Source organism: Collinsella sp. AF15-51 (assembly GCF_003462845.1).
Classification (GTDB): domain Bacteria; phylum Actinomycetota; class Coriobacteriia; order Coriobacteriales; family Coriobacteriaceae; genus Collinsella.
In genome coordinates this window covers 1-18,173 of sequence record NZ_QRYG01000009.1, presented here as the reverse complement: position 1 = coordinate 18,173, position 18,173 = coordinate 1, and the positions used below count along the sequence as shown (strand labels likewise).

10 protein-coding genes, 1 tRNA gene and 1 pseudogene are annotated in these 18,173 nt (G+C 60.3%); 5 read left to right on the top strand and 7 right to left on the bottom strand.

Annotation, left to right across the window (positions count from 1 at the left end; genetic code table 11):
* The first annotated feature begins 308 nt into the window (after positions 1-308).
* Positions 309-1,229 (top strand): methionyl-tRNA formyltransferase, encoded by a 921-nt coding sequence (fmt, locus tag DWW51_RS05675; protein ID WP_117773802.1) that lies wholly within the window; start codon positions 309-311, stop codon positions 1,227-1,229.
* Positions 1,226-2,626 (top strand): RsmB/NOP family class I SAM-dependent RNA methyltransferase, encoded by a 1,401-nt coding sequence (locus DWW51_RS05670; RefSeq protein WP_117773801.1) that lies wholly within the window; start codon positions 1,226-1,228, stop codon positions 2,624-2,626. Before fmt ends, DWW51_RS05670 begins: the two co-directional genes overlap by 4 nt.
* A gap of 277 nt (positions 2,627-2,903) precedes the next feature.
* Here the strand turns inward: DWW51_RS05670 and DWW51_RS05665 are convergent, their stop codons facing one another.
* The 7 genes and pseudogenes from DWW51_RS05665 to glgB form a co-directional block, all read right to left on the bottom strand.
* The gene (locus tag DWW51_RS05665; RefSeq protein WP_117564081.1) at positions 2,904-3,140 is read right to left on the bottom strand and encodes an FmdB family zinc ribbon protein; all 237 of its coding nucleotides are present in this window, start codon (positions 3,138-3,140) and stop codon (positions 2,904-2,906) included.
* 88 nt (positions 3,141-3,228) lie between these two features.
* Positions 3,229-6,024 (bottom strand): annotated as a pseudogene (locus DWW51_RS05660) (4-alpha-glucanotransferase).
* Positions 6,025-6,740: 716 nt separating this feature from the next.
* On the bottom strand, positions 6,741-8,999 hold the full coding sequence (glgA, locus tag DWW51_RS05655) for a glycogen synthase GlgA (protein ID WP_197032185.1): 2,259 nt from the start codon (positions 8,997-8,999) through the stop codon (positions 6,741-6,743).
* Between the two features lie 90 nt (positions 9,000-9,089).
* Positions 9,090-10,217, bottom strand: a complete 1,128-nt coding sequence (gene glgD, locus DWW51_RS05650) for a glucose-1-phosphate adenylyltransferase subunit GlgD (RefSeq protein ID WP_117736345.1) — start codon at positions 10,215-10,217, stop codon at positions 9,090-9,092.
* A gap of 4 nt (positions 10,218-10,221) precedes the next feature.
* Positions 10,222-11,370, bottom strand: coding sequence for a glucose-1-phosphate adenylyltransferase (locus DWW51_RS05645; RefSeq protein WP_117773800.1), 1,149 nt, complete (start codon positions 11,368-11,370; stop codon positions 10,222-10,224).
* Between the two features lie 108 nt (positions 11,371-11,478).
* Entirely contained in the window at positions 11,479-13,905 is a 2,427-nt protein-coding gene (locus DWW51_RS05640) for a glycogen/starch/alpha-glucan phosphorylase (protein WP_117773799.1), read from the bottom strand.
* Positions 13,906-13,999: 94 nt separating this feature from the next.
* Complete coding sequence (glgB, locus tag DWW51_RS05635) at positions 14,000-16,261, bottom strand: 1,4-alpha-glucan branching protein GlgB (protein ID WP_117773798.1); 2,262 nt, start codon at positions 16,259-16,261, stop codon at positions 14,000-14,002.
* 331 nt (positions 16,262-16,592) lie between these two features.
* Between glgB and DWW51_RS05630 the strand changes: the two genes are divergently transcribed.
* From DWW51_RS05630 to DWW51_RS05620, 3 genes are all read left to right on the top strand, one after another.
* The gene (locus DWW51_RS05630; RefSeq protein WP_117773797.1) at positions 16,593-17,282 is read left to right on the top strand and encodes an HAD family phosphatase; all 690 of its coding nucleotides are present in this window, start codon (positions 16,593-16,595) and stop codon (positions 17,280-17,282) included.
* A 9-nt stretch (positions 17,283-17,291) separates the two neighbouring features.
* A complete protein-coding gene (locus DWW51_RS05625) occupies positions 17,292-17,933 on the top strand; it encodes a thiamine diphosphokinase (protein ID WP_117773796.1) in 642 nt (213 codons plus the stop codon).
* Between the two features lie 70 nt (positions 17,934-18,003).
* Positions 18,004-18,079 (top strand) — tRNA-Ala (locus DWW51_RS05620).
* Positions 18,080-18,173: the final 94 nt, after the last annotated feature.

Sequence of the window (18,173 nt, the reverse complement as noted above, 5' to 3'; positions counted from 1 at the left end):
GGGGCCCCCCGCCTATATCATCCCGTGCTCAAACATTCTCGCTGCGCTGCGAAACTGCGCGCGGAACGATATAGGCGGGCGCCCCGGGGACTACGTTGACGCTGCTTGACTCGCCCGGGTGCCGTCGGGCCAGGGATGGGCGTCTTCGCTGATAGGTGCTTTGCTGAAAGAGCTGCTTTTATTGCGGCTCTTTCTTTGGTTTTGGGTATATTTGTTCTTGTTGAAATGTTATTGCGGATGGGCTGGTGACTTGGCTTTCCGCTGTTCTTTGTAGCCGTCTCGGCTTTGGTTGAGAGGAGACGTTCTTTATGCGAATTGTGTTTATGGGTACGCCTGATTTTGCTGTGCCTTCGCTGACTTCGCTTGTTGCGGCTGGTAATGAGGTTGCGCTCGTTATTACTCGTCCCGATGCTGTTCGTGGGCGAGGTAAGAAGCTAGAGCCGTCTCCTGTTAAGGCTAAGGCACTGGAGCTGGGGTTGCCGGTCATTGAGGCTAATCGTATGACGCCTGAGGTTGTTGAGGTGCTCAAGGCTGCGCAGGCTGATATTTTCTGCGTGGCAGCCTATGGTTGCATTTTGCCCGATGAGGTGCTGCATATGGCGCCGCTTGGTATTGTGAATGTTCATGCTTCGCTGCTGCCTCGTTGGCGTGGGGCTGCTCCTATTCAGCGTGCCATTCTTGCTGGTGATGAGATTGCTGGCGTTTCTATTATGCGCATTGGGCATGGCGTGGATACCGGCGCCTATTGTGCGCAGGCCTCGACCTCGGTTGCCGGTAAGCATGCTGAGGCACTGACTATGGAGCTCGCTGAGCTCGGCGGCAAACTGCTTGCCGATACGCTTCCTTCGCTTGCCGATGGCACCGCCGTGTGGACTGAACAGGATGAGTCGCTTGTTACCCATGCTGCCAAGATTTCTAAGCAGGAGATGCGCTTGGATCCGCACATGGCGGCGCTTGATTGCGTGCATCATGTGCTGGCCTCGTCCGATACCGCGCCTGCTCGTTGCGTGATTGCCGGCAAGACCGTGCGCGTGCTCGACGCTGCGCCGGCTGATGTGTCGCTTGGTGAGGGGCTCGTCGCCGTTCAGGCTAAGCGTGTTTACCTTGGCCTTTCCGATGGCTCGGTTGAGTTGCTCGAGGTTAAGCCTGATGGCAAGCGTGCTATGGCCGCTTCTGCTTGGGCTGCTGGCCTGCAGGGTGCCGATCTTTCGTGGGGTGTTTTGTCATGAGCAAGCTGTCTCCCGCGCGCAAGCTTGCGCTCGATGTGCTGATGGAGGCCGATCGCCGCGGCATGTACGCGCGCGACGTGCTCTCGTCCCGTGCTTCCGCCAAGGCCATTGACCAGCGCGATTCCGCTTTTGCCGCCCGCTTGGCGCTGGGTGTTGCCGCCACGCAGGGTATTTTGGACGAGCTGCTCGACCAGTTTCTCGATAAGCCCAAAAAGGTCGCTCCGCGTGTGCGCATGGCGCTTCGTATCTCGGCCTTCGAGATGCTCTACCTGCATACGCCTGGCCGCGTTGCCGTGAGCCAGGGTGTTGAGCTGGTGCGCAGTGGTGCTAAATCGGCCGCCGGTTTGGCGAATGCCGTACTGCATAAGGTTGCGGACAACGTCGATGATTTTGCCGCCGCGGTGGATGCCGATGAGTCTGAGCGCCGTTTGGTTCGCCTGTCTCGCCTGATGGGTCTGCCGCGTTGGCTTTGCGCTCGCATTATGGCGTCGTTTGACACGCCAGAGGGTGCGCTTAACTTTGCCGGCAATCTGGCTCCCGCGCCGCTGGCCCTGCATGAGAACGCCTTTGCGACTAAGCCCGATCCGTATATCTCGCAGCTCGTCGCGCCTGTTTTCCCGGGCTGCCATGCCCCGGTTGATGCCCAGGTTACGGTTGCGTCGGGCGTATTTGAGCGTGCTGCTGGCGTGGCCTCGGACCTTAACGCCCAGCTTATCGCCACAGCTGCCACGCGCCCTGGTAGCTGCCTTGAGATTGGTGCCGGTCGTGGCACCAAGACCTATGTGATGATGTGCCAGGCCAAGCGTACGGGCTATGAGCGTCAGCATACGGCGCTCGATCTGCATGATCGCAAGTGCGATCTGAATCTCGCTCGCCTGCATAAGGCCGGTATTCAGGGCGTTCGTACGGTTTCGGGTGATGCTTGCGAGCTTGATGAGGTGCTCACATCGTTTGATGCCATGCTTGGCGAGCCGGTTATGTTCGACACAGTCTTTATCGATGCGCCGTGCTCTGGCACTGGAACCATGCGCCGTCATCCCGAGATCCCGTGGCGCCTTGCCGAAAGCGACGTGACGTGCGAGTTGCCCAAGCTGCAACTGACGATGCTCAAAGAGGCCTCCGCGCGCGTGGCCGTTGGCGGTGAGCTCATCTATGCGACGTGCTCGGTGTTTGATGAGGAGAACGCGCAGGTTGTGGATGCCTTCCTGGCTTCTTCCGAGGGCGCCGGCTTTAGCGTGGCGCCGCTTTCTGAGGCGCAGATTCTGCAACTGCCCGAGTTTGCCCAGGCCAAGAAGCTCGTCTGCGTACGCCAAAACGACCGAGGCCTCTTCCAAAGCGTGCCGGTAAACGCTGACTCCTACGACGGCCACTTCTGCGCCAGGCTGGTCCGCCAGTAAATCGAAGCCCCGTCCCAAATCAGCTAACTTGGGACGGGGCTATTTTAGCTACTTTGTGCCTCTTCGATCCGTTCGCCATGAAATGCGGTTATTTACTACGTTAAACCGGCTGTCCTCATCCATGCCGAATTTTGTGAAATCAAAACCGCAGGTAGACGGCTTGTCGTTTTTGCAAATACGCTGCTATGCTCGACCAATACGGGTCAAACGTAGTAAATGGGCCGCTTTCGTGGCGCAACTCCAGAGTAGTCAATTTGGGAGCGGGGCTACTTGCCTGTTAGTGGTTGTGTGGGCAGTTGGCGCAGCAGCCGCTGGTGGCGCTGGTGCTTGAGCCGCCGCTGCGCTGGTCGGTGTTGTAGAAACCGCTACCCTCAAATTTAATGCCGCTGGCCGAGAACGTCTTGGCGGCCGGAGCGCCGCAGTTGGGGCACACGACCTCGGGGGTCTCGGACATGGGATGCTCAACCTCAAACACGTTGCCGCAGCTCGAGCACTTGTAATCGTAGCGCGCCATAATACTTCCTTTTCAGCACAAAGCGGGCAGATCACTCTGCCCGCATAAATTCAAACGTCTGTAACTGTACCCTATATCGGGCGTTTTATCACGCTTCGCCCCAGAATCTATGCGTGTTGCGCAGGAGCTGTGCGGTTTTGCCCTCAGCGGCCGCAACGTCGGCCTCGTCAGCCTGCCAGGTCCAGTTGCCCGTGGCCACGCCCGGTACGTTCATGCGCGTGTCGTCGCCAAGCCCCAGCACGTCCTGCAGCGGCATCATCACCAGGGGAGCGTCGCTTGTCAGCGTGTCGCTCATCAGCTTGGCTGCCACCTCAACACCGCTCGGCTCGTCGCCGCCCGCAAAGGAGCGCGTGCACCAACCCGCGAGCGTCGACGTGTCATGCGTCGATGTGTACAGGATCTTGCCGGGCGTAGGGTGCACGCCGCAACGAACGTCTTAATCGCTAAACTCCAGTACGTCCATACCGGGGAAGCCGCAAGTCGAAGCCATGGCGCGAACGCCGGGCGTCAAATAGCCCAGGTCCTCGGCGATAAAGTTGAGCGGCCCCAGCTCGTCATAGGCGGTCTGGAACAGGTCCTTGCCCGGACCCGCCAGCCAGCGGCCGTCGGCGCAGGCCTTGCCGGCGGGAATGCTAAAGTAGCTGTGGAATCCCAGGAAGTGATCCAGACGCACGCGGTCGTAGAGCGAGAACGCGCGACGCAGGCGATCCATCCACCAGCTATAGCCGTTCTGCTTCATGTGGTCCCAGCGGAACGTTGGGTTGCCCCACACCTGACCCTCGGGTGCAAAGTTGTCGGGTGGCGCACCGGAGATCTCGATTGCCTTGCCGGTATCGGACAGCCAGAAGTTCTCGGGCTCGCTCCATGCATCGGCCGAATCGTCCGAGACATACATCGGAATATCGCCGATGACCTCGATGCCCTTCTTGTGCGCATAGTTCATAAGCTCGCACCAGGCTAGGTCAAAGCGGTACTGCATGTACGCCTGCAGCTCTGCCTCGTCGTGGAAACGCTTGTCGTCAATCAGGTGCTCGTTGTAGCGCGCGACATCCGCCGGCCAATCGTGGCGCGACTCGCCCTCAAAGTACTTCTTAACGGCCATGTAGACGCAGTATTTCTCGAGCCAATCGGCGTTGCGATGTTTAAACGCGGTGTAGAGCGGATCGGCATCTTCGCCGCCACGGGCCTTCCAAGTCTCAAAGTCGGCCGCCAGCTCCTCTTGGCTCTCGGGCAGCAGGTCAATATTGCCCGCAAAGGCCGAAGGCCCGGCGTAAGGGGAGCGGAAGAAGTCCGTTGGGTTGACAGGCAGGACCTGCCAGTAGCGCATGCCCATAGCGGACAGATGGTCGATAAAGCGACGCGTGGGTGCGCCGATCGTGCCGGGCTTGCCGTCATCGGTCGGTACCGAGGTGATATGGCACACAACGCCTGCGCCGTGATCGAGCGGCTCCTGCAGGCGCTGCTCGGCATGATGATAGATGATCGACGAGCCCAGCGGATACAAATCGAGCGTGACCGTGCCGTTGTGGATCTCGCACTCGTGACCGCTGATCACGTCACTCGCGCATTCGGCGAGCGCCGGAATCGTCACGCGGTGCGAATTGCGCAGACTACGGTTGATGATAACCGTCGCGGACTCGCCATCCTTGCCCGTGCGGTTGTATGCCAGCACCTCGTCGTTGAGCGCGAAGGCCTTGATCTCGCCGTCGATCATAAACGGCAGTGCGCGGCGTACGGCGGAGGCGTTTTTGACAATTGCCAGCGTGTCGAAGTCGTGCAGTTGGTCCTTGGTCGGCAGGGTGCGGCGGTTGCCCGGATCGGTTAGACCCTCCAGGCCGTATTCGTCGCCGTAGTAGATCGAAGGCACGCCGGGGAAGGTCATCTGCATGAGCGTGGCGAGCCAAAAACGGCTCTTGGCCAGGCCCATCGAGTTCTCGTCCAGGCGCCATTTACTGCGCTCGCACTCGGGCAGCTGCGACTCGTCGGGGCCGCCGCCGAGCACCGAGATAATGCGCGGACGGTCGTGGCTCGAAAGCAGATTAAGTGCGCAGGACAGGGCCTCACGGGGATAGTTCTCGCGCAGGGTTTCGATATCCTCGGCTGCCTGGTAGGCGTTCTTGTAGCCCATCAAAAAGCCGATGACCATGTCGCGGAAGGGATAATCCATGGCCGAGTCCAGCTCGGAGCCTTGCAGATAGCGGCGCAGATGGCCGTAGCTGATCTTGTTGGAGGCGTCTTCCCAGACTTCGCCGAGCAACAGTGCATCAGGCTTCTCGGCGAGCACGGCCTTTTTGATCTCGGCCAGGAAGTCATCGGAAAGCTCGTCGGCCACGTCTAGGCGCCAACCATGAGCGCCGGCACGTAGCCATTTACGGATCACGCCGTCCTTGCCCAGGAGCCGCTCGCGTACCAGCTCAGAGCTCTCATTGATGGCGGGCATATTGCCCACGCCCCACCAGCAGTCGTATGAGCCGTCCTCGTGGAAATAAAACGCATCGCGCCATGGAGAATCCTCGCTCTGCCACGCGCCCACGCCGGGGTAGTTGCCGTAGCGGTTAAAGTAGATCGAGTCGTCGCCTGTGTGGTTGAACACACCGTCCAGAATAATTGAAATGCCGAGCTTCTCGGCCGCCTCGCACAGCTCCGTAAAGTCCTGCTCGGTGCCCAGGATTGGGTCGATCTTGGTGTAGTCGGCCGTGTCGTAGCGGTGGTTGCTCGCGGCCTCAAAGATGGGGTTGAGGTAGATGGCCGTAAAGCCCAGCTCCGCGATGCGGGGTAGGTCATTTTGGATGCCCTTGAGCGAGCCGCCGTAGAAGTCCCAGGTCTTGATGGAGCCGTCCTCGGCGCGCTCGTATACGGGCGGCTCGTTCCAGTCCTCGACCATGCGGCGCTGGATTCCGTTGCGCGGTTTTTCGACTTCGGCCAGCGTGCGCTCGCGCCAGTTTTCGTCGCGGGCATAGCGGTCGGGGAAGATCTGGTAAACCATGCCACGCTCGTACCACTCGGGACGAACTTCGCGGTGCTTATAGACGGTAATCTGGAAGGACGGCACCTCGGCGTAGTCGTAGGTTACGCCCTCGCCGCCGGTGCGGCCCTGCGGTGCGCCCAGACGAACCTCGGGCTGGCCCTCGATATTGCAGATAAAGCTGTACCAGATAAGACAGGGCTCGGTGCACTCCAGCTCGGCGGTAAAGATGCCGTCGCCCTCGTGCGTCATGGGATACAGAGTTTCCCCGATCTCATCGACCCAGGTTCGCAGCGTAAGCGTTGCCTGGTTGGGGTCGGCATCCTCCAAAATTACCGACAGCGAAACGGAAGTTCCTGTGGTCACAGCGCCAAACGGAGTGCGAAACTGCGGCAGACGGCTGTTGTGTATCAATCTCATAATACGGTCCAGTTCAATAGAATTACGGCCTGCGGGCCATGGCTTTACGCACAGGATGTAAGTATATCTGTTGTACATAGGCTGTATAAACAACATCCGTTTACCATCGGCGAACGGTTGTCCTAGAAAATCGTTTTACCAACTATTAACAGAGAAGGGGCGCCCGGTTGGAGCGCCCCTTGCTTAGGGTTTGATGAGGTTTTGGATCGTCTGGATTAGCGGCGCTTGCGGGTGGCCGTTGCCTTGCGGACTGAAGTCTTCTTGGTCGGAGCCTTTTTCTCGGTCGGAGCGGCAGGGGAGACCGGGGTCTCCTTGGCAGGCTCGGGCTTGGTCTCCTCTTTGACGGCGGCGGGCATAGCCTCTGCCTTAGGAGCGGCAGCCTTTGCCGTGGTCTTCTTGGCCGTCGTCGTGCGCTTGCGCGTGGTGGTTTTGGCGGTCGGCTTGGCCTCGACAGCTGCTTCGGCCTTGGGCTCGGCAGGCGTCTCCTCGACCTTGACGGCGGGCTTTGCGGCAGCCTTCGGAGCGACCTTGGTCGCAGTAGCCTTGGCGGCCGTCGACTTCGTTGCCGTGGTCTTCTTGGCAGCTGTTGCCTTCTTGGCAGTCGTGGTCGTCTTTTTGGCAGCGGTCTTTGCCGGAGCCTTGGCGGCCGGTTTGGCCTCAGCGACCTCGGCCTTTACCTCGGGAGCAGCCTCGGCCTCGGCGGCCTTCTTGGCAGCGGCGGTCGTGCGCTTGCGCGTGGTCGTTGTCTTGGCAGCCGTTGTTTTAGTCGCGGCAGCTTTGGTCGTCGTAGCCTTCTTAGTGGTCGTCTTGCGGGTCGTGGTTTTCTTAGCTGCGGGCTTTGCAGCGGGCTTGACCTCGTCCTCTGCCTCAAGAGCAACCTCAGCCTTCACCTTAGGCTCGGCCTTTGCAGGCTCAGCCTCAACCGGCTTCTCTTTGGCCTTGGGCTCTTCAGCGGCCACCGGCTCAGCAACAGCTTCAGTCTCGTCGACAACAGCCGCAGGCCTCTCAATCTCCGGATGCATAAAGAAGTACAGGTCCAGATACTTGTCGGCCGAGCGCGTCCAGCTAAAGTCCTGGCTCATGGCCTGCGTGACCAGCTGGTTCCAAGCGTCGCGGTTATCCCAGAACAGGCGCGCCGCGCGGAAGACCGCGTCGCCCATCTCGTCGCCATTAAAGTTGCTAAACGAGAAGCCCGTACCCTCGCCGGTAAACTCGTTATACGGGATAACGGTGTCCTTCAAGCCACCGGTCTCGCGCACGATGGGCAGGGTGCCGTAGCGCATGGCGATGATCTGCGACAGACCGCAGGGCTCAAACTTCGAAGGCATCAGGAACATGTCGGCGGCGGCGTACATACGCTGCGACAGCGCCGGGTCAAATTCGATGCGCGCGGCCATGGTGCCGGGGTACTTGTCCTGGAAGTAGCGCAGGCCGTCCTCGTAGTCGCGGTCGCCGGTACCCAGCACGGCCACCTGAACGCCGCCGGACAGGATGCGGTCGAGTGCGTACATGACCAGGTCCATGCCCTTCTGGCGCGTCAGGCGCGTGACCATCACCATAAGCGGGCGGTCGTCGCGAACCTCGAGGCCCAGCTCCTCCTGCAGCTTGGCCTTGCACACGGCCTTGCCGGAACGGTCGTCAACCGTGTAGTTGGCGGCAATGCGCTTGTCGGTTGCCGGGTCAAAGGCCGCCACGTCAATGCCGTTGAGGATGCCCTGCAGCGCATAGGAGCGCTCGCGCAGCACGCCGTCCAGGCCCTCGCCAAACTCGGGCGTCTGGATCTCGCCCGCATAGGTGGGGCTCACCGTGGTGATGGCATCGGCATAGTGCAGCGCGCCCAGCATGTAGTTGATGCTGCAGGCGTCGCAGCGCAGCTGCGTAGCTGCCGCCGGAATATGCGCCACGCCCAGGATGTCCTCCATCACGGTGTCGCTAAACTGGCCCTGGAACGCCACGTTGTGGATCGAGAACACGGTCTTGACGCGGTCGTACAGCGGCAGGCCCTGGTAGAACTCGCGTAAGAACACTGGTGCCAGTGCCGTCTGCCAGTCGTTGCAATGCAGGATGTCGCACTCAAAGCCGGCCGGCAGGTGCTGCAGGCTTTCGGTGATGGCCTTGGAGAAAAACGCGAAGCGCTCGCCGTCGTCAAAAAAGCCGTACGGATAGTCGCGCGCAAAGTAGCGCTCGTTGTCCACGAACATATAGGTGACGCCGTCGCGCTCGAGCTTCTCCAGCCCGCAGTATTCATTGCGCCAGCCTAGGCTCACGTAAAAGTCGGCAAAGTGCTCCATCTGCGCCTTGTACTCGTCCTTTATGGTGGCGTACTTGGGCACCATCACGATAACCTCGGCGCCGGCGCGCACGAGTGCCGCAGGCAGCGAGCCCGCCACGTCGCCCAGGCCACCGGTCTTAACAAACGGTGCGCACTCGGCCGAGGCAAACACGATCTGCATCTTTTTGCTGGTTTCTGCCATATTGTCTCCCATGTTGTTATTCGAGAATAGCCGCCTGGCACAAACCGGGCGGCTATTCTACATGTTACGAGCGATGTAGCGGTGCCAACGTTAACGTACGATGGTGGTGTCGGAAGTTAACGGAGCCTTGCCCAGCACCAGGATGTTCTCGGGCGTGCCGCGAAGCTCGGTGTTGGTGGGAACCACGTTGTTCTTGTCCAGGATGGCGTTCTCGACGCGTGCGCCGCTCTTGATGATGCAGCTCTGGTTGATGATCGAGTTGGTCACCGATGCGCCTTCCTCGACCACGACGCCGCGCGACAGGATCGAGTTGCGCACGGTGCCCTTGATAATGCAGCCGGCCGAGATGATCGAGTTGCATGCGTGGCTGCCGGTCGCATAGCGCGAAGGCGGCACGTCGTGGGCCTTGGTCAGGATCGGGCGCTCGGGATCGAAGAGCTGGTCGGCCACGGTCTGGTCGAGCAGGTCCATGCTGCGACGATACAGCGACTTCTCGCTAAACACGCCCACGACCTCGCCCTTGTATTCGTAGCTGCACACGTCGATGTTGCCAAAGTCGCCCTGGAGTGCCTCGAGCAGGTCAAGATAGTCGGCGGCCTGGTAGTGGTCGATGATCTCGAGCAGCGTCTCGCGGTTGACGATGCAGCAGTCCATAGAGGCGTTGTCGCCGTACACGACGCCGGCGCTCACACCCGTCAGGCGGCCGTTCTCGTTAATCTCGAGTTTGGTCTCGTCGTCGACGTTGCGCGTGGCCTTGCAGTACACCACGGTCATCTGGGCACCGGAGTTCTCGTGCGCATCGATGATGGTGTTGAGGTCCATGTTAAAGATGATGTTGGTGCCCATCATCACAACATAGGGCTTGTCCGAGCGCTGGAACAGCGTCTTGTTGGAGATGATGTCGCGCAGCAGGAAGCGCATACCGCCCTTGGTGGTGCCATACGCGTTGCCGGGCACCATGAACAGGCCGCCCTTCTTGCGGTCCAGGCCCCAGTCCTTGCCCGAGCCCACGTGGTCGATCAGCGAGCGGTAGTTGCCCGGCATGACGACACCGACGGTCTTAATGCCGGCATTCATCATGTTGGACAGCGGGAAGTCGATCAGGCGGTAGCGGCCCAAAAATGGAACGGACGCGATGGGACGGTCCTTGAGCAGCACGCTACCGTAAGTCGAAGAGTAGTTAGCGGTGATATAACCGATGGCCTTGCGATTGATCATCGGATCATTCCCCCTTCCCGATAACGACGTCATTTCCAACGACGGCCGTATCCTTGGTGGTATCGACAGAGCCGAGCTTCACGCCCTCTTCGACCGTGGAGTTCTCGCCCAAAATAGCGCGGCAGATGTGCGCGCCGCTCTTAACGTGCGCACCCGGCAGCAGCACGGAGTCCTCGACCACGGCGCGCTCATCGATGATGACATCGGTCGAAAGGATCGAGTGGCGAGCGGTGCCGTAGATCTTGCAGCCGTTGGAGACCAGGCAATCGTCCAGGCGGCCGTCCGGGCCAATGTAGTGCGGCGGACGCGTGGTGATGTTGGACATGATGGGGAAGTGCTTGTCGAACAAATCGAACTCGGGGTTGTTGCCCAGCAGGTCCATCGAGGTCTCGTGGAAGCTGGCGATGGTGCCGACGTCCTTCCAAAAGCCGTGGAACTCGTAGCTGTACAGGCGCTTGCCCTCGCCGAGCAGCTTGGGGATGATGTCCTTGCCAAAGTCGTGGCTCGAGCGCTGGTCCAGAGCGTCCTCCTCGAGCGCCTCGATCAGCACGTCGGCCGAGAAGATGTAGATGCCCATGGACGCGAGGTTCGAATCGGGCTTATCGGGCTTCTCGGTGAACTTGGTGATGCGGCCGTCCTCGGGGTCGGTGGTCAGGATGCCAAAGCGGCTGGCCTCCTCCCACGGCACGGGCATAACGCTCACCGTGAGGTCGGCGTTGTTCTCAATGTGCGTCTTGAGCATCTTGCGGTAATCCATGCGATACAGGTGATCGCCCGAAAGTATCAGGACGTACTTGGGGTCGTTGGCCTTGATGTAGTCGAGGTTCTGCGTAATGGCGTCGGCCGTGCCCGCATACCAGGCGCCGCCGGTCTGCGTCTCGTACGGCGGCAGGATCGACACGCCGCCGTCGCGGCTGTCCAGATCCCACGCCTCGCCGGAACCAACATAGGCATGCAGCAGGTAGGGGCGATACTGCGTCAGAACGCCCACCGTGTCGATGCCCGAGTTGGAGCAGTTGGAGAGCGAAAAGTCGATAATGCGGAACTTGCCACCAAAGCTAACCGCCGGCTTGGCGATCTTTTGGGTGAGTGCCCCCAATCGGCTGCCCTGTCCTCCTGCGAGGAGCATCGCGATGCATTCTTTCTTACTCATCGATTTCTCCTTCTGTCATCGATGTTCCTAAACCCATTAGCGACGGGCGCGGCGCAACGTCACGCCCGTCGAGTAATGCTGTGCTGGCATAGGGGAGCTCGCGCGCCTTTACGCGTGCCAGATCTCGTCGCGGTACTCGCGAATGGTGCGGTCGCTCGAGAACCAGCCCGAGGAGGCGGTGTTGAGCAGCGCCTTGCGGTTCCAGGTCTCCTGGTCGCCATAGCTGCCGGTAAGCTTCTCCCACGCATCCACGTAGCTGCGGAAGTCTGCCATGACAAGGTCGGGGTCGTTGTTGTTCATGAGCTCGTTGTAGATGCTCTCGAAGTTGCCCGAAAGACCCGCAAACGTGTTGTCCTTGAGCTCGTCCATCACGCGGCCCAGACGCTCGCGGTCGTTGTTGAGGGTATCCCATGCAAAGTAGCTGTTCGACGCCCAGAGCTGCTCGACCTCGGAGGCGGTCAGGCCAAAGATGGCCTCGTTCTCGCGGCCGGCCAGGTCGGCGATCTCGATGTTGGCGCCGTCGAGGGTGCCCAGCGTAATGGCGCCGTTCATCATGAGCTTCATGTTGGACGTGCCCGAGGCCTCCTTGCCTGCCGTGGAGATCTGCTCAGAGATCTCGGCGGCGGGGTAGATGAGCTGGGCGTTGCTCACGCGGAAGTTGGGGATAAAGCAGACCTTCATGACCTCATTGACGCGCGGGTCGTTGTTGATGACCTCGGCCACCGAGTTAATCAGGCGGATGGTCTCCTTGGCAAAGGTGTAGCTCGAGGCGGCCTTGCCGCTAAAGATGAAGGTCGTCGGCGTCACGTGGAAGTTGGGATCGGCGATGCGACGGTTGTAGATGTCCATTACCTTCATGATGTTCATGAGCTGGCGCTTGTAGGCGTGGAAGCGCTTTACCTGGACATCGAAGACGGTGTTGGGATCGATGACCAGACCGGTCTCGGCCTTGACGTAGGCGGCCAGGCGCTCCTTGTTGGCGCGTTTGGAGGCGCCCACGGCCTTAAGGAACTCGGTGTCGTTCTGGAACTCCTTGAGTTTCTCCAGCTCAAAGGCGTCCTTGAGCCAGCCGTCGCCAATGGCCTCGGTGACGAGCTTGGCGTAGGTGGGGTTGGCCTCGGCAAAGAAGCGACGGTGCGAGATGCCGTTGGTCTTGTTGTTGAACTTCTCGGGCGTCAGGGCATAGAAGTCCTTGAGCACGATGTTCTTGATGATGTCGGAGTGGATCTTGGCCACGCCGTTGACGCTGTGGCTGCAGATCACAGACAGGTTGGCCATGCGAATCTCGCCGTCCCACAGGATAGCGGTCTGGCGCAGGCGCTCCTGCCAGCCCTCCTGCGTGGTGTCGAACGACTCGTGCCAACGACGGCTGATCTCGTCGATGATCTGGTACACGCGGGGGAGGAGCTTGGAGAACGTGCCGATGGGCCACTTCTCCAGAGCCTCGGGCAGGATGGTGTGGTTGGTGTAGCTCACGACCTGCGTCACGATGTTCCAGGCGTCGTCCCACTCGAGCTTCTTCTCGTCGATCAGGATACGCATGAGCTCGGGGCCGCACATGGCGGGGTGGGTATCGTTGGTATGGATGGCCACAAACTGCGGCAGCAGCTCCCAGTTCTCGCCGTGCTCCTTCTCAAAGGTGTCGAGCAGGCTGTAGATGCCGGCCGAAACAAACAGGTACTCCTGCTTCAGGCGCAGCAGACGGCCGTGCTCGCCGGCGTCGTTGGGGTAGAGGATGGCGCTGATGGCCTCGGCCTCGGCGCGCTCGGCGTCGGCCAGGGCGTAGTCGCCGCGGTTGAAGGCCTCCAGGTCAAAGTGCTCCTCGACCGGCTCTGCGGCCCAGACGCGCAGCTTGTTGACGGTCTCGCCGGCATAGCCCACAACGGGGATGTCGTAGGGGACAGCCAGGATGTCCTGCGTGTCCACCGTGCGGTAGAATGTGCGGCCGTTCTCCTCAAAGCCCTCGACGTGACCACCAAACTTAATGGTCACGGCTTTGTCCTGACGACGGACCTCCCAGGGATAGCCGTGGGTGAGCCACTCGTCGGTGGCCTCGACCTGGCTACCGTTGACGATCTCCTGCTTAAACAGGCCGTAGCGGTAGCGCATACCGTTGCCGTAGCCGGCAATGCCCTCGGCTGCCATGGAATCCAGGAAGCATGCGGCCAGACGGCCCAGGCCGCCGTTGCCCAGCGCCGGATCGGGCTCCTGGTTCTCGATGACGGACAGGTCAAAGCCCATGTCGTCGAGCGCCTCGGCGACCATGTCGCGCACGCCAAAGTTGAGCAGGTAGTTGTCGAGCAGGCGGCCGATCAAAAACTCGATCGAGAAGTAGTACACGCGCTTTTTGCCCTCGGCGGTCACACGGGCGTCGCTCTTGGTGGCAACGGTGCGTGCCTTCTCGGCCACGAGCTTGGCCAGGGCGTTAAAGCGGTCGAGGTCACTGGCGGCCTCGACGCTCTTGCCGCTGATGCTCATGACGGCATCGCGATAGAGCTCGGTAAACTCCTGCTTGTTGTCGAAGATCTTATTCATACGTTCCTTTCCCCCGGGGATGTTTCTCCCGGAACGGTTATGACTTGTATCCTACGCCCCAGCGGGACGGGTAATTACATCGGTAACGCCTTTGTTACGCATTCTTGGCAGGAGCCTTAACAGCAGCTGCCTTGGCCTTGGGAGCAGTCTTTTTGGTGGCCACCTTCTTGGCCGTTGTGGATTTGGCCGAAGCCTTGGCAGCAGGCTTGGCAGCCTTCGCCTTAGCCGGAGCCTTCTTGGCAGCTGCAGTCTTGGGCTTCACCGAGGACGTACGCTTGCGCGTCGCCTTTTTGGGCTCCTCGACCACGGGCGGCTTGTAGCTGCTAGGACCGCGGCGCTTAAGCACCACGCCAGCTAGGCCGGGCACTTTGATCTCGATGGAGTCCATCTGCCCGTTCCAGGGATAGGGCTCGCTCGAGCAGGTGTAGGGCTCCTCGCCAGCGTAGCCGCTGCCGCCAAACTCGGGACGGTCGGAATCGAAGATGACCTCCCAGTCGCCCTCGCGCGGCACGCCCACGCGGAAGCTCTCGTAGCTCGCCGGGTCAAAGTTGATCAGGATCACCAGGTCGTCATCGACGTCCTCGCCCTGGCGCACAAAGCTCACGATAGACTGCTTGGAGTTATCCGCGTCGATCCAGGTAAAGCCGTCGTCGGTGTAGCCGCGCTCGTACAGGGCGGGCTCGGCGGTGTACAGGTGGTTGAGCGCCTTGATGAACGCCTGATGATGACGGTGGGTCTCGTACTCTTCGGTCAGGAACCACTGGATGGACTCGTAGTAGCGCCACTCAATAAACTGGCCGATTTCGTTGCCCATAAAGTTGAGCTTGGCACCGGGGTGCGTCATCTGGTAGAAGGCCAGCGTGCGCAGGCCGGCAAACTGACGCCACCAGTCGCCTGGCATGCGGCCGATGAGCGAGCACTTGCCGTGCACGACCTCGTCGTGGCTCAGCGGGCAGATAAAGTTCTCGGTAAAGGCGTACATGATGGAGAACGTGAGCAGGCCGTGGTTACCGGGGCGCCACGGAAAATCGGTCTGCATGTAGTGCAGGGTGTCGTTCATCCAGCCCATGTCCCACTTGTAGTGGAAGCCCAGGCCGCCGTCCTGCGGCGGATAGGTCACGAGCGGCCACGCGGTGGACTCCTCGGCCATCATCATCACGTCGGGGTAGTGCGCCTCTACAGCGCAGTTGACCTGGCGGATAAACGCGCTGGCGTCCAGGTCCTCCTCGGTACCGTACTTGTTGAACTTCTTTTGGCCTGGATCGTCAATGCCAAAGTTGAGGTACAGCATGCTGGACACGCCGTCCATGCGAATGCCGTCAACGTGGAAGTTCTCGAGCCAGTACAGCACGTTGGAGACCAAGAAGGAGCGGACCTCGCCGCGGGCGAAATCGAACTTGCGCGTGCCCCAGTTGGGGTGAATCTCGTGTTCAAACAGCATGTGGCCGTTAAAGGTGGCAAGGCCGTGGGAGTCGGCGCAAAAACCGCCGGGCACCCAGTCCATAATCACGCCGATGCCCGCCTCGTGGCATGCATCGATAAAGTGCATGAGCTGCTGCGGGTTGCCGTAACGCGACGTCGCGGCGTAGTAGCCGGTCGTCTGGTAGCCCCAGGAACCATCGAAGGGATGCTCCATAAGCGGCATGACCTCGATATGCGTGTAGCCCATGTCGCGCACGTAGTCCACGAGCTCCACCGACAGATCGTCGTAGGTGTAGAACTCGCCTCGCTGCGCGGGGAAGGGATCCATGGGGCCGGGGTAGTTGCCGTACTCGTCGGGCTCGCCCTGCGGCGCGTCGCCGTGGCGCTTCCACGAGCCAATGTGCACCTCGTAGATGTTAAGGGGCTGCGACATGTGGTTATGGCTGGCGCGGCGCTTGAGCCATGCGGTGTCGTTCCACTTGTAGCCATCGAGGGTCCACAGCACGCTCGCCGTTCCCGGAGGGCACTCGGCCTTAAAGGCGTACGGATCGGCCTTATAGAGCTTTTCGCCCTCGTTGGTCTCGATGAGATACTTATAGAGCTGGCCCTGCTCGGCGCCAGGAATAAAGCCTTCCCAGATAGCGCTCGTATGCATGGGCACCAGCGGGTTGGCTTCCTCGTCCCAGCCGTTAAATTCTCCAATGACGTGGACGCTCTTTACATCGGGCGCCCAAACGCAAAAACGCCAGCCGCGCGTACGGTTCTGCGTGTCGGGGTGCGCGCCCATCTTTTCCCAGCTGCGCTCCCACGTACCGATGCCAAACAGATAGACATCGTCTTTGGTGAGCTCCGACGCGTGCGGGGCGGGTTTACGGGTAGCAGGCTTTTTAGTTGCTGGCTTTAGCTTTGTATCGCTCACGTTTGATCCCATCATGACGCGGCAGCGTGTTGCCTTGGTGACTAGATGCGAAAGGTCCAAGGCTGCACGAATCGAAGGGACGGCGAAGTTTCTGTGATTCGTTCCACCTCGCGTGCTCGGTGGAACTTTCGGCAAAAACTACGATAACACCTGTTCGTTACTTATATGAACGAAAGTGTTTTTGCGGTGGCGTTTAATCGGTAAGCGCCATGTTTATGCCACTGGCAGAATTGCGATGGTAAAACTCTTGACAGTTTTACCAATTAGGGTTTCAAGATAGTTGGGTTGACGTTTGGTAAAACGTTTTTAGCAGGTTGTTTACCCTTTGACATCGAAAGGCTCGTTTATGGACCACATCGCTGCCCCAAGTGTTGCTTTTATTTTCGATTGCGATGGCACACTGGTTAATAGCACCCCCGTTTGGGCCTATGCCCAGCCCGAGTTATTGCACCGCCACGGAGTTGACGTGACGGTCGACGATTTTGCCCAGTTTGAGCATTTGTCGCTCGAGGACGAATGCCAGGCCTACCACGACACCTGGGGCATTGGCGCAAATGGCGAGGAGCTCTACCGCGAGTTGAGCGACATCCTGATCGATGGCTACTCCAAGGTGCCGCCACGCGAGGGCCTGCTTGCATTTTTGAAGCAGGCACAGGAGGCCGGTATTGCCATGTGCGTGGCCACGTCCACTCCGGCCGAGCTGGTTACGTCTGCGCTTGCGGGCGCCGGGCTCGATGCCTACATGGAGTTTGTGACCACCACGGGCGAGGCGGGACGCTCCAAGCAGTTCCCTGATGTGTACGAGCTGGCGCTGCGCCGTCTGGAGGAGCGCCATGGGCACAAGTTTGAGCGTGCATGGGTGTTTGAGGACGCCGTTTTTGGCCTTAAGAGCTCTGGCACTGCCGGCTTTAAGCGCGTGGGCATTTATGATCCACACGGACGCATGGAGCGCGACGAGGTGCGCGCCAACTGCGACATCTTTATCGATAGCTATGAGGACCTTGATCTGGCCCGCTTGCTTTCGTTTGAGGGATAGGCGAGAGCTGTGGCTTGCAAGGTATTAGTGGTCTGCGGCTCGCCCGTGGTGGCGAGCGCGGATCTGCTGCGTCAACTGGCGGGGGAGTGCGACCGCGTCGTCGCCGTGGACCGCGGGCTCGATGCGCTGCTGGGCGCGGGACTGGGCTGCGACGTGTATGTGGGAGATGCCGACACGGTTAGCGATGCAGGTCACGCGCTGGTCGATGCCGCCACTGACTTTGAAGTTGAGCGCCACGACCCGTACAAGGACTATACCGATCTGGCGCTGGCGCTCGATTCCGTCCGCCGCCGCTGGCCGGGTGCCGAAGTGGTTGCGACCTGCGCCACTGGCGGCCGTCCTGACATGGCCCTGTCCGTGCTGGGGCTGCTCGCAGGCTACGAGGACGCCCCCATCTGGATCGCCGAGGACAAGGTGGCCGCCCGCATCCTTCACGGTGGCGACTCGTGGACTATCGAAGGCGCCGAAGGCAAGACGTTCTCCATCATTGCCATAGCCCCCAACACCGAGGTAAGCGAGCACGGTCTAGAGTGGGAGCTAGACCACTGTCCACTGGACCTGCTAGCCGACACGGGCATCAGCAACGTCGTCAGGTCAACAGCCAAGATCCAAGTCCACACCGGCACCGCCATCGCATACATTTATCAATAGGCATTTAGAGTCTGACCTAAAATAGTTCTTGCACGTCGCGCCAACTTCCCCTATAGTATCTCCTCGTTACGGGGGCGTAGCTCAGCTGGGAGAGCGCTTGACTGGCAGTCAAGAGGTCAGGGGTTCGATCCCCCTCGTCTCCACCACCGTGAATGCAGAGCCTCCGGGAAACCGGAGGCTTTTTTCATAGGCTCTGTTAGACCAAGGTTGACATAAAAACGATGTCACCGCGAGGCGGTA